Origin of the sequence: Luteimicrobium album (genome assembly GCF_030161555.1) — a bacterium.
In the GTDB taxonomy this organism is placed as follows: Bacteria; Actinomycetota; Actinomycetes; order Actinomycetales; family Cellulomonadaceae; genus Luteimicrobium; species Luteimicrobium album.
Genome location: NZ_BSUK01000001.1, coordinates 1,856,224 through 1,868,690, shown reverse-complemented (window position 1 = coordinate 1,868,690; position 12,467 = coordinate 1,856,224). Strand labels below are relative to the sequence as shown.

At 73.7% G+C, this 12,467-nt stretch carries 9 protein-coding genes and 1 pseudogene; 2 read left to right on the top strand and 8 right to left on the bottom strand.

Features of this window, described 5'->3' with window-relative positions:
* Positions 1 to 5 precede the first annotated feature (5 nt).
* From QQK45_RS23130 to QQK45_RS09695, 5 genes and pseudogenes are all read right to left on the bottom strand, one after another.
* Positions 6 to 1,431: pseudogene (locus QQK45_RS23130) on the bottom strand (dihydrolipoamide acetyltransferase family protein).
* 35 nt (positions 1,432 to 1,466) lie between these two features.
* On the bottom strand, positions 1,467 to 2,519 hold the full coding sequence (locus QQK45_RS09710; RefSeq protein WP_431310252.1) for an alpha-ketoacid dehydrogenase subunit beta: 1,053 nt from the start codon (positions 2,517 to 2,519) through the stop codon (positions 1,467 to 1,469).
* Positions 2,516 to 3,709 (bottom strand): pyruvate dehydrogenase (acetyl-transferring) E1 component subunit alpha, encoded by a 1,194-nt coding sequence (pdhA, locus tag QQK45_RS09705; protein ID WP_284293091.1) that lies wholly within the window; start codon positions 3,707 to 3,709, stop codon positions 2,516 to 2,518. The genes QQK45_RS09710 and pdhA overlap by 4 nt, the downstream gene beginning before the upstream one ends.
* Before the next feature lie 266 nt (positions 3,710 to 3,975).
* Positions 3,976 to 4,512, bottom strand: coding sequence for a DUF11 domain-containing protein (locus tag QQK45_RS09700; protein ID WP_284293090.1), 537 nt, complete (start codon positions 4,510 to 4,512; stop codon positions 3,976 to 3,978).
* Complete coding sequence (locus tag QQK45_RS09695) at positions 4,509 to 8,021, bottom strand: DUF7507 domain-containing protein (RefSeq protein ID WP_284293089.1); 3,513 nt, start codon at positions 8,019 to 8,021, stop codon at positions 4,509 to 4,511. The genes QQK45_RS09700 and QQK45_RS09695 overlap by 4 nt, the downstream gene beginning before the upstream one ends.
* A 750-nt stretch (positions 8,022 to 8,771) precedes the next feature.
* On the opposite strand from QQK45_RS09695, the gene QQK45_RS09690 reads away from it, so the two are divergent.
* A complete protein-coding gene (locus QQK45_RS09690) occupies positions 8,772 to 8,912 on the top strand; it encodes a hypothetical protein (protein WP_284293088.1) in 141 nt (46 codons plus the stop codon).
* A 148-nt stretch (positions 8,913 to 9,060) separates the two neighbouring features.
* Here the strand turns inward: QQK45_RS09690 and hisC are convergent, their stop codons facing one another.
* Positions 9,061 to 10,212, bottom strand: a complete 1,152-nt coding sequence (gene hisC / locus QQK45_RS09685) for a histidinol-phosphate transaminase (RefSeq protein ID WP_284293087.1) — start codon at positions 10,210 to 10,212, stop codon at positions 9,061 to 9,063.
* A gap of 75 nt (positions 10,213 to 10,287) precedes the next feature.
* Here hisC and QQK45_RS09680 point away from each other — a divergent pair, with 75 nt between their 5' ends.
* Complete coding sequence (locus tag QQK45_RS09680; RefSeq protein WP_284293086.1) at positions 10,288 to 10,677, top strand: phage holin family protein; 390 nt, start codon at positions 10,288 to 10,290, stop codon at positions 10,675 to 10,677.
* On the opposite strand, the gene QQK45_RS09675 is transcribed toward QQK45_RS09680, so the two are convergent.
* Positions 10,640 to 12,064 (bottom strand): hypothetical protein, encoded by a 1,425-nt coding sequence (locus tag QQK45_RS09675; RefSeq protein WP_284293085.1) that lies wholly within the window; start codon positions 12,062 to 12,064, stop codon positions 10,640 to 10,642. The genes QQK45_RS09680 and QQK45_RS09675 overlap by 38 nt on opposite strands.
* 4 nt (positions 12,065 to 12,068) lie before the next feature.
* On the bottom strand, positions 12,069 to 12,383 hold the full coding sequence (locus tag QQK45_RS09670) for a hypothetical protein (protein ID WP_284293084.1): 315 nt from the start codon (positions 12,381 to 12,383) through the stop codon (positions 12,069 to 12,071).
* Positions 12,384 to 12,467 lie beyond the last annotated feature (84 nt).

Sequence of the window (12,467 nt, the reverse complement as noted above, 5' to 3'; positions counted from 1 at the left end):
CCGGCTCAGCCCCAGACGAGCCCGCGCGACGGCTCCTCGAGCACCGCGGCGACGTCGGCGAGGACGCGCGAGCCGAGCTCGCCGTCGACGAGCCGGTGGTCGAAGCTCAGCGCGAGCTGCGTGATCCAGCGCTTCTTGATCTTGCCCTTGTGCACCCACGGCTGCTGCCGGATCGCGCCGAACGCGAGGATCCCGGCCTCGCCGGGGTTGAGGATCGGCGTCCCGGTGTCGATGCCGAAGACGCCGACGTTGGTGATGGTGATGGTGCCGTCGGCCATGTCGCCGGGCGTCGTGCGCCCCGAGCGGGCGGTCGTCGTGAGGTCGGCGATCGCGACGGCGAGGTCGTGCAGCCCGAGGCGGTGCGCGTCCTTGATGTTCGGCACGACGAGCCCGCGCGGCGTCGCGGCCGCGATCCCGAGGTTCACGTAGTGCTTGTAGACGATCTCCTGCGCGTCGTCGTCCCAGCTCGCGTTGATCTCGGGGTGGCGACGCAGCGCGAGGAGCAGCGCCTTCGCGGTGATGAGCAGCGGCGTCACGCGGACGTCGGCGAACTCGCGGTCCTCGCGGAGGGCCGCGACGAGCTTCATCGTCTTGGTGACGTCGACCGTCACGAACTCGGTGACGTGCGGCGCGGTGAACGCGCTCGCGACCATCGCCTCGGCCGTGCGGCGGCGGACCGACTTCACAGGCACGCGGGTGCGGCGGGCGTCGGGGCTGACGGTGCCGCTCGCGAGCCACGGGTTGTCGTCGCCCGGGTAGGTGGCCAGGGTCTCGGGGTGCGCCGCCTCGGACGCGAACGCCTGGACGTCCTCGCGCGTCACGATCCCGCCGGGGCCCGTGCCGGGGACGCTGAGCAGGTCGACGCCGAGGTCCTTGGCGAGCTTGCGGACCGGGGGCTTCGCGAGGACGCGCACGCTCACGGCGGGGATCGGCTGCGGCGCGGCCGGCGCGGGGACCGGCGCCTGGGGGCGCGGCTCTCCCCGGTCGCCCCGGTCCGCCGACGACGGCGCCCGCCACCGGTGGCGCCACCGCCCGTCCCGTAGCCCACGAGCACGGCGCCGCCACCCGCGTCGTCGGACGCCGCAGCGGCCACGGTCGCAGGGTCGGTGTCCGCGGGGTCGACCTCGGCGGCGATCTCGAGCGCCGCGGCCGCGGGGTCGCTCCCGGGAGCGCCCGACCCGGGCTCCCCGCCGTCTCGATCCGCACGATCGGCGTCCCGACCTCGACGGTCGTGCCCTCGACCACGAGGATCTCGACGACCGTCCCGTCCCACGGCGACGGGAGCTCGACGAGCGACTTCGCCGTCTCGATCTCGACGATCGTCTGGTTGACGCGCACCGCGTCCCCGGGCGCGACGCGCCACTGGACGATCTCGGCCTCGGTGAGTCCTTCACCGGCGTCGGGCAGGCGGAACTCCTGGATGGTGGGCACGGGGTGCGTCTCCGTTTGCGTCTGAGGGGGCGGGGTCAGTGCGCGAGCACGCGGTCGACGGCGTCGAGGACGCGGTCCACCGACGGCAGGTAGTCGTGCTCGAGCTTCGCGACCGGGTACGGGGCGTGGTAGCCGCCGACGCGGAGCACGGGCGCCTCGAGCGCGTAGAAGCACTCCTCGGTGACGCGTGCGGCGATCTCGGCGCCCACCCCGTGGAACGTGGGGGCCTCGTGCACGACGACGCAGCGGCCGGTCTTCTTGACGCTCGCCACGACGGTGGGCACGTCGACCGGGGACACGGAGCGCAGGTCGACGACCTCGATGCTCGTGCCGTCCTCGTCGGCGGCCGTTTTCGCGGCCGCGAGCGCGGTGTGCACGGTCGGGCCGTAGGCGACGACGGTCACGTCGGTGCCGGGGCGGACGACGGCGGCGTGGTCGAGCGTGCGGGCCGCGGCGCCGACGCCCACGGGCGCGTCGAGGTCGACGTCGCCCTTCTCCCAGTACCGGCCCTTGGGCTCGAGGAAGAGCACGGGGTCGGGGCTGGCGACGGCCTCCTGGATCATCGTGTACGCGTCTTGGGGCGACGACGGGCTGACGACGCGCAGGCCCGCGGTGTGCGCGAACAGCGCCTCGGGGCTCTCGCTGTGGTGCTCGATCGCGCCGATGCCGCCGCCGAACGGCACGCGGATGACGACCGGGAGCTCGATGCGGCCCGCGGTCCGGAAGTGGATCTTCGCGAGCTGCGTGGTGATCTGGTCGTAGGCCGGGAAGATGAAGCCGTCGAACTGGATCTCGACGACGGGCCGGTAGCCCCGCATCGCGAGGCCGATCGCCGTCCCGACGATCCCGGACTCCGCGAGCGGCGTGTCGACGACGCGGTCCTCGCCGAACTCGGCCTGCAGGCCCTCGGTCACGCGGAACACGCCGCCGAGCGCGCCGATGTCCTCGCCCATGAGCAGGACCTTGTCATCGGAGGCGAGGGCGGCGCGGAGGCCGGCGTTGATCGCCTTCGCGAACGGCATGCCGGCGACGCCGTGGGGCAGGTCCGACGGCGCCGGACCGGCGGGGCGTACAGCGGTGGCGGTCATCGGTTCCCTCCGGTGGTGGCAGGCGAGTCGAGCAGCCCCTCGAACGGTGACGACACGGGCTCCCCCGCCTCGTACGCCTCGAACGCGGCCCGCTCGGCCGCGACCTGGGCCTGCGGCGTCGCGTAGACGTGCTCGAACAGGCGTGACGCGGGCGGCGCGTCCATCGCACGGACCGTCGTCCGCACGTGCTCGCCGAGCTCGTCGGCCTCGGCCAGGAGCGCGGCCTCGCGGGCGTCGTCCCAGGCGTCGTACTTCTCGAGGTAGGCGCGGACGCGGGCGATCGGGTCCCGGCGGCCCCACGACTCCTCCTCGTCGGAGGTGCGGTAGCGGGTGGGGTCATCGGACGTGGTGTGCGCGCCCATCCGGTAGGTCACGGCCTCGACGAACGTCGGGCCGCCGCCGGAGCGGGCGCGCTCGAGCGCCTCGTCGGCCACGGCCCAGCTCGCGACCACGTCGTTCCCGTCGACACGGACCCCGGGCATCCCGAAGCCCCACGCACGGCGGGCCAGCGGGACACGGCTCTGCTTCGCCGTCGGGACGGAGATGGCCCACTGGTTGTTCTGGCAGAAGAACACGACCGGGGCGTTGTTCACGGCCGCGAAGCCGAGGGCCTCGCTCACGTCGCCCTGGGAGGTCGCACCGTCGCCGAAGTAGGCGACGACGGCCATGTCGCGCGCGGCGTCGCCGGTCCCGACGAGCCCGTCGCGCTGGACGCCCATCGCGTAGCCGGTCGCGTGCAGCGCGTGCGACCCGATGACGAGCGTGTAGATGTGGAAGTTGTGGGCCGCGGGGTCCCACCCGCCGTGCTCGACGCCGCGGAAGATCGGCATGACGTCGGCGAGGTCCATGCCGCGCGTCCACGCGACGCCGTGCTCGCGGTAGGACGGGAACACGTAGTCCTGGCTGCGGAGCGCCCGGCCGGACCCGACCTGTGCGGCCTCCTGACCGAGGAGCGGCGGGAACAGCGCGAGCTCGCCCTGCCGCTGCAGGCTCGTGGCCTCGACGTCGAACCGCCGCACGAGCGCCATGTCGCGGTACAGACCGCGCAGGCGCTCGGCGGCGGCGTCGGGCTCGGGACCGTCGAGGAGGTAGCGCGCGGCGCGCTCCCGGTAGGGGGCGTTCGCCTCGGACACGACGGGTTCGCCGTCGGGTCCGACGAGCTGAACGAGCTCGTCGGAGTGCTCGATCACTGGTACTCCTCACGTCGTCCGGATCGCCCGGGGATGGCGGGCGGTGCGGCGGGGGCGCAGCGACGGGACACGAAGCCTCGTCGCTACCTACGGTTCCGTAGCCTACGCAAGCGTAAGGTACGGCGCCGGAGGGACGGGAGATGTCCGGTCGTGCGAGTTCCCCACCCGCGTTTGTAGGGTCCCTCCAAACGCGGGTCCGACGGCAGACGGCGGGCCCGACGGCGCGGCGGGGGCGCTCCCCCGGTCCTCACCGCCCCGTCCCGCGGTCAGTCCTCGTGCCGCCGCCGGCGACGCGAGAGCCAGGTCAGACCGAGCCCGACGAGCAGCAGCACCACGACCACCACCGCGACGGGCAGCACGTCCGCGCCCGTCACCGCGAGCCCGCCCCCCGAGGACGGGGGCGGGGTCTCGTGCGCACCCGGCGACGACGGCCCCGCCGTCGGTGACGGGCCGGGCGTGCTCGTCCCCGTCGGGGACGGCGTGGGAGTGGGCGTCGGGCGCGGCGTCACGCGCAGCGTCGCCGACGCCGTGTCGTCCGCCGTCGAGGTCTGCTCCGACGACGTCGAGACCGTCGCCGTGTTGACGTGCGTGCCCACCGCGGTCGCATCCGCGGTGACCGTGAGCGTCGTCGAGGCTCCAGCAGCCAGCGTCCCGAGGTCGCAGCTCACGTCCTGCCCGTCCACGTCGCACCCGTCCGTGCCCGTGACGGCGCGCGGCACCACGCCCTCGGGGAAGTTGTCGGACACACGCACGTCCTCGGCCGCGCCCGGGCCGTCCTGGGTGATGCGGATCGTGTAGGTCACGGTCGAGCCTGCCGTGACCGTGCCGGGCCGCACGCTCTTGTCGATTGCCACGTCGACGGGCGCCGGCGTCGCGGCGACCGTCGCCGAGGCCGCGTTGTTGCCAAGGTCCGGGTCGTACGGGTACGCACCGTCACGGTCCGAGGACGCGGTGTTCGTGATCTCCCCGCAGTCGTCACGCGCGCGGTGATCGTGAGGGTCTCCGCAGGCCCGGCACGCGGTGCCCGCGGGAGCGTCACCGGTGCGAGCGTCCCGACGTCCCACACACCGGCGGACGGGTCGTAGCTTCCCGCGGACGCGCGCGACGACACGTAGTCGAGCCCCGCAGGTAGGACGTCGTCGACGGTCACGTCCCGCGCCGGATCGGGGCCCCAGTTGGTCACCCCGACCGTAAAGGTGACCTCGTCACCCACCGCAGGGGTTGCGTCGTCTACCGTCTTCGTGACCTCGACGTCGGCCGCCGGGACGAAGAGCCTCGCCTGCGCCGTGTCGTTGTCCGGCTCAGGGTCGTAGGCGTCGCTCTGCCCGATCGCGACCGTGTTGACGAAGGTCCCGGTGCGCTGGTCGAGGAGGACGGTCACCGTCAGGGTCGCGTGCTCACCGTCGTCGAGGGTCCCGATGCTCCACACCCGGGAAGCCCGGTCGAAAGTGCCCTGGCTGGCGTTCACGTCTTCGATGTCCGCGGCGATCGGCATGGGGTCGACCGCGGTGACGTCGTGCGCGGTGTTCGGGCCGTGGTTCGTCACGGTGATCGTGTACGTCACGGTGTCGCCGGGCTGCGCCGTCGTCGGGTCGACGGTCTTGCTGATGCCGAGATCGGCCAGCCGCACCACGACGACCGCGGCGATCGCCTGGTTGTTCGTCGGGTCGGTGTCCCGCTGGTCGACAGAGTCCAGCGCGACGGAGTTGACCTGGAGCCCGGCGGTGTCGGCCGTCACGACCACCTGGCAGGTCGCGGTGTCGCCAGACGCGAGCGTACCGACGTCCCAGAGCCCCGTGTCGGCGTCATAGTCGCAGCCGTCGCTCGACACGTACGTCACCCCCGCGGGGAGCCGGTCCCGCAGCAGGAGACCCGTCGCGTCCGTCTCCGTCCCGTCCGAGGCGGGCTGGTTGGTCGCGGTCAGCATGTAGGTCATCGTCGTCCCCAGCGGGACGGCGGAGTGAGAGACGCCTTCGGGGGTCGTGACAGACTTCCCGACCGCGATGTCGAGCGGCGGCTCCGACGAGACGAGCGTCGCCGAGTCGGTGTTGTTGTCGGGGTTCGGGTCGCTCACGTCCGGTGCGCTGACCGTGACAGTGTTGGTCTTGGTCCCTGCCGTGTCGACCTGCGCCGTGACCTCCACCGTGGCCGACGCGCCGCTGTCGAGGTGCCCCACCGTCCAGGTCCCGGCGTCGTCCGAGACCGTGCCCTGGGACGGCGTCCCGATCGAGACCACGGTCACCCCCGTCGGCGGGTCGTCCGTCACGACCACCCCATCGGCCGGGTCGGGCCCGGCGTTGTGGACGGTCACGTGGTAGGTGACCGTGTCGCCCACCTGGGCGGCGGTCGGGTCCACGGTCTTGGTGACCGAGAGGTCGGCCGTGGGATCGACCACCACGAACGTCGCAGTGTCGGCGTCGTTGGCGGAGTTGGGGTCGTCGGGGCTCGAGTCCGCGCGTGCGGCCACGTTCGTGTACCGACCGTTCGTCTCACCTCGGACGGTCATCCGGAGGCTCGCGTCGTCGCCGTTCGCGAGGGCTCCGACGGTCCACGTCCCCGTCACGGCGTCGTACGAGCCGTCGCCCGACGCGGACACGAACGCCAGGCCGGCCGGCAGCGCGTCGTGGATCGTCACCCCGGTCGCGTCGCTCGGCCCGTCGTTCCGTGCGGTCACGACGAACGTGCCCTCCGTGCCTCGCGCGATCGTCGCGTCCCCGTCGACCTGCTTGGTGACCGCGATGTCCGCGATCGCTCGCGCCGTGATGGTGACGGAGGCGCGGTCGTTCGTGGTGTCCGTGTCGACCTGGTCCATCGCAGTGCGCGCCGCGGTGTTGGTGATGCTGCCGTTGCTGGTCACGCGGGTCGTAAGCGTCAGCGTGGCGGTGCTGCTCGCGCCCGCGGTGCCGAGCGTGCCCACCGTCCACTCGCCCGTCACCGGGTCGTACGCACCCTGCGACGGGCTCGAGCTCACATAAGTCAACCGGTCCGGAAGCTGGTCGGTGACGACCACGCCCGTCGCGACCCCCGGCCCGTGGTTCGTCGCCCGGACGGTGAACGTGACGTTCGCGCCGACGTCCGGCGTGCTGTCGTTCACGGACTTGGTGATGCCCACGTCCGCGTTGACGCCGATCGACGCGGCGTCGGTGTCCGCGACCTGCTGGCCGATCGGTGTCTGCGCCGTGACGGTGGCGGTGTTCGTCACGCTGCCCGACGACGCCACGTCGACCGACTTGACCGTGTACGTCCCGGTGCATCTCATGCTCGCGTCGGGCGCGAGCATGTTCTCCGGGCACGAGAGGTCCGCGTTCGCGATCCGGTCGTCGGCGAGGGCGACGTTCACGAGGTCCGAGTCACCGGTATTGGTGACGACGTACGCGTACTCCACGGACTGCCCGACGAGATAGGGCGGGTCGCTCGTCACCGACTTCTCGACCTGGACCGCGGAGTGCAGCGGCACCGTCACGCTCGACTCGTTCGAGGTGACGGTCCCGTTTCCCGGGTCGAGCGCCGTCGTCGTCGCCGTGTTGTCGACGCGCCCGGCCGACGCCTCGGCCGCGGTCACGACGTGCGTGCCCGTGCAGGTGATCGTGGCCGCGGGGTCGGGTGCGGGCGGGACGTCCACGTCGGGGCAGGTGACGGTGCCGTCGACGTTGTCGTCGTCGACCGCGACGCCGTGCAGCATCGTCGAACCCGTGTTCGTGATCGTGTACTGGTAGGGGATCGTCTCGCCGGCGCCGACGTCGGGCGGCAGCGCACCGTTCGTCCGGTCCACCTGCTTGACGAGCTGGAGTTCCTCCAGGGGGTCGATCGTCTGGACGACGACGTTGCGGACCAGGTGCACGTTCGTCGAGCCACCCGTCGACGCCGAGAACCCGAACTTGTACGTGCCCGGGAGGTTTGACGGCGCGGGGACGTCGAGCTCGGTTGTCCACGGGCCGCCGTCGGTATACCGGACCTGCACGATCACCCGCGAGCCGCCCGGCGAGTCGGAAGGCGTCACCTGGACGTTCACCGTCCGGGCCTGGTCCTCCGTGGAGCCGCTGCCCTCGAGGTTCCCCGCGAGCGTCGACGCACCGAAGTCCGAGGCGGTGGAACCTTGGAAGCAGTAGACGGTCGTGCCGCTGCCTGGCCCGCGCACCGTGATCGTGTTGATGCCGCGCGTTCCGCTCGTGCCGACCGGCGACACCTGGTTGTCGGGACAGCCGAGCCCGCGGCTCTCGCTGTCGTTGAAGAAGTTCCCGTAGACGTCCAGCCCGACGCCGACGACGCCGCCCTCGATGCCCGGATCGAGGTTGCGCTGGGCGTAGCCCATGCTCCCCCGTCGGAGCCGGTGTCGGTGAGGTCGGTCGAGCCGTCCACGAGGAAGAACCCGATGCCGTCGCCGCCCTCCGGGCCGGACCGGGCGTACTGCCACTGCTGGAACGTCACCGAGATGCCGGCGGTCGCGGGGATCGGGCGGTTGTAGAGGATGCCTCCGGTCCGGAAGCCACCGCTGTCGGTGAGCTGGAGGAATCCGTCGCCCGCAGCGGCTCCCATGGGCGGGGGCTGCTGGTCGCTCGTTCCCCAGTAGTCCGAACCGCCCTTCTGATGGGCGACACAGCTCGGCAGCGGCGACCCCGTGGTCGGCGTCGGGGCGCCGCTCGCCATCCCTGTCAGGCAGGTGTCCCCGAGCGGCTGCCACGCGTCGTCGGGCACGGTCGGGTTCGCGAACGTCTCGTCGACGACCGTCGTGCCGCCCGCGGGCGGGTCCGCCGCGGCGCGCTGCGCCGTCGGCACGACGATCAGCGAGGACAGCGCGAGGGCAGCGGTGCCTGCCGCTGCCCTCCGTCGACCACATCGTCCCACCGCGAGCACGCGCGCTCCCCTCGGCCTCCCGCTGCCTTCCCACTATCAGCGGAGGAGACGCGCTGGGCAACAGCGGGGACCGTGCGGCCGGGCGGCCCAACGACAGGTACGGCCCGCCCTGCCCGTACAGCCCGGGCGGCGGGGGCGTCTGCGCTTGGGACCGCCAGGCCTCGAGCTCACGCTGGAACGGCCACCGGAGAACGCGAAGACGAGGAACATGATCGTGTTGAGGACCGGCACGAAGGCCACCAGGATCCACCAGGCCGAGTGGCCGGCCTTCTGGATCACCCGGATCCCGGCCACGGGGAACAGCACCCAGAACGCGATCGCGACCGGGACGACGGCGATTCCGCGCTGACCATCTGCTTCTCCGCCCGTCGGCGCGCGGCCATCGACGACGGCGCTCCGGCGCACTCGAAGCGACCCGCTCGCCCTGCGGCTGTGCCGGCGAGCGGACGGGAGTCCGGCCGAGCACGGACCGACGCGCGTGGTGGGGGCGCCCGGGCTCAGCGCCGCCAGGACGCGGCGACCCGCAGGAACGCGTCGTTCGCCTCGCGCTCGCCGACCGTCACCCGGATGCCCTCACCCGCGAACGGGCGGACCAGCACGCCGGCCTCCCGAGCCTCAGCGCCGCGCCGCACCGTCTCCTCGCCCAACTCGAACCAGACGAAGTTGCCCTGCGCGTCGGGCAGCTGCCAGCCCTGGTCCCGCAGCTCGCCGAGCACGCGCGCCCGCTCGACGACGAGCGCCTCGACCCGCTCGAACAGCTCGTCCTGCGCGTGCAGGCTCGCGATCGCGGCCCGCTGCGCGAGGTCGGAGACGCCGAACGGCGTCGACACGGACCGCACGCCCGCGGCGAGGTCGGGGCGCGCGATCGCGTACCCGACGCGCAGCCCCGCGAGACCGTACGCCTTCGAGAAGGTGCGGAGCACGACGACGTTCGGGTGGGCCGCGTAGACGGCGAGGCCGTCCGGGACCTCCGGGTCGCGGACGAACTCGACGTAGGCCTCGTCGAGGAGCACGAGGACGTCGGACGGGACGGCCGCGAGGAACGCCTCGAGCTCGTCGCGGTGCACCGCGGGGCCTGTCGGGTTGTTCGGCGTGCACACCGCGACGACGCGCGTCCGGTCGCTCACTGCGGCCGCGAGCGCCGGCAGGTCGAGACGGCCGTCGAGGGGTGCGCCGTCGGGGGCGGTCCCGGACGCGAGCGGGACGGGGACGAACGTCGCGCCGGACACGGCGACCGCGATCGGGTAGGCCTCGAACGAGCGCCACGGCACGACAACCTCGTCGCCGGGCTCACAGACGGTCTGGAGGACGTGCGCGAGCACCGCGACCGAGCCGGTGCCGACGACGACCTCGTCCGGGGTGACCGTGAGGTCGATCCGCTGGGCGGCGGCGTGCCCGGTGAGCGAGGCGGCGATGGTCTCGGTGAGCTCGGTCGCGTACATGTCGGGGTAGCGGTGGGTGTCACCCGCGGCCTCGCGGATCGCCTCGAGCACCGACGGCAGCGGCGGGTACGGGTTCTCGTTGGACGACAGCTTGAACGTCCGCGCCCCGGGCTCGGTGCGCGCACCGGGGACGTAGGGCGGGAGGGCTGCGACGGCGGTGCGCAGCGGGACGCCGGAGGTACGGGACGCGGGGGTGTCGGTGCTCACCGGCCCAGGATGCCACCCGCGCGCCGTGGCCCCGAACGCTGGGCGCCGCCCGCCCCGGATGGCAGGATGTCGCGCATGTGGTTCATCGTCCGAGTTGCCGTGACCGCGTTCGCCGTGTGGCTGGCGACTCTGATCCTCGGCGACCACCTCTGGATCGTGCCCAAGGACGCGGAGGCCGGCAAGACCGTCGTGATCCTGCTCGCGGTCGGCCTGCTGCTCACGCTCGTCAACCTGATCGTGAAGCCGATCGTGCACGTCATCGCCTTCCCGCTGTACATCCTCACGCTGGGGCTGTTCTCGCTGGTCGTGAACGCGCTCCTGCTGATGCTCGTCGCCTGGATCACGGAGCAGACGGACTGGGGCATCCGCGTGGACGGGTTCTGGTGGGCGGTGCTGGGCGCGCTGATCATCGCGATCCTTCAGACGATCATCGGGGCGGTCGTGCCGGGGTCGCGCCGACGCTGACCTCAGCGCCCCCGTCGTCCGAGGTCGCTCGGCCCGGGGCGACGACCGCGGCACCTCCGCGCTGGCCGCGGAAGTACCAGGTGCGGGTCGCGGCACCGGGTGTGCCGGCGCCGAGGGACGTGTCCAGCTCGGCGAGTGCCCGGTCGAGCGCCGGGTCGTGCCGGGTCCGCGCCTCGGCGAGCACGGCCGCGTGCACGGCGAGGCCGTGGGTCCCGCCGCCGTACGGCGCCCCGTCGAGCGCCTGCCGGACGACGTCGTCCTCCCCCGATGCGTGCACGACGACGTGCCGGGGCCCGGGCGGGTCGGGCCCGGGGTCGAGCGCGGACACGAGCTCGCGCGCGTTCTCCACGTTGAGCGTGAGGGTGTCGTCGGGCACCCGGATCCCGCCCGACGGCGCCCCGGCGGTGACGAGCCCGGTGAACCGGTAGCGCCGGCGCAGCACGGGGTTCGTGACGACCCGGGTCGCAGCGATGCCGCCGAGCGAGTGCCCGACGACGACCACCGACGCCCCCTCGGGCACGACCCGCGCGAGCGCCTCCGCGGCCTCGTCCGTGTAGTCGCTGGCCCGCCCGCCGACGAGGTCGAGGTCGCTCGTGAGGTCCCGCGGGTTGGCGAAGTCCCCCGCGCCGTCGCCGACGACGTTCCAGTCCTGGGTGCCGGGCAGCAGGACGACGTACCGGGCGTCCGGCCCGTCGCCGATCCGCTGGACCGCCATGACGCCGTCGCCCGCCTTGTTGGGGACCTCGAGCATGCCCAGCGCGCCCTCGACGCTCCCGGGCGCCGCGAGGTCCGGCAGCGGCTGGTCGGGACGGCCGTCCACCGTGCCCCGCGTCACCTCCTCGACGCGCAGCCCGCCGCCCCGCTGGGCGTGCGCGGCGCCGTCGAACGCCCACGAGGCCGCGCCCGCGACCGACGCGACGGCCGATCGGCCATCGCCTCCGCCGGCCCACGGCGGCACGAACCGGCCGAGCTCGGCGGCGAGGACCTGGATCCCGGCCGGGACGGCGGCGTCGAGCAGGCGGACCGCGATGCCGTCGTGGTCGTCGTAGAGGCGCGCCGCGCGCAGCACCGCGAGCGCGAGCGACTCGAGCGCGCCCGCCGCTCGCAGCACCGCACCGTCGGCCGCGGCCACGTCGTCGAGCGCGGCCCCGACCGCGGCGAAGGCGTCGGCGCCCCAGCGCGTCGTCCAGACCTCCGTGCCGGACCACGGGACGACGGCGCCCGCCCACGGGACCTCGCCGGTCCGCAGCGCCGCACGGGCGCGCGCGGCGTCGAGGCGGGCGTCGTCGAGGCGGCCGGCCGCGTCCCGCAGCGCGCCGGCGGCACGCCGCATCGTGTCGGTCTCGGCGGCCGTGTACCCGCCCGTGATGGTGATCCCGTCGCCCACGTCGTCACCGCCCGCCCGGATGGCCCGCCAGGCACGCGGGCGGTTCGCCGTCCCGTGCCCGCTGCTCGGCCGCCCGCGCGGCCCCGGCGGCGCCGTCGAGCAGGGTCACGGCGTCGTCGACCGCGCCCAGCGCCTCGTCGATGCGCCCGTCGTAGGCGCGCGCGGCCCGCGAGACCCAGTCGACGTCGAGCGCGCGGGCGGCGACGACGCGCGCCTCGGCGGCAGCCTCGGCGGCGGCGTCGAGGGCGCGGCTCGCGGTCGCGTCGACCGCTGCGGGAGGCGGGACGGTGCGGGCGAAGGGAGCGGGCTGGTCGGTCACGGCGGGGACGCTACGGTGCGGGCCCACCAGGGCGTCGCGGCCGGTACGCACGCTGGGGATCCCGCGCCCCGGACGCGCCCTGGG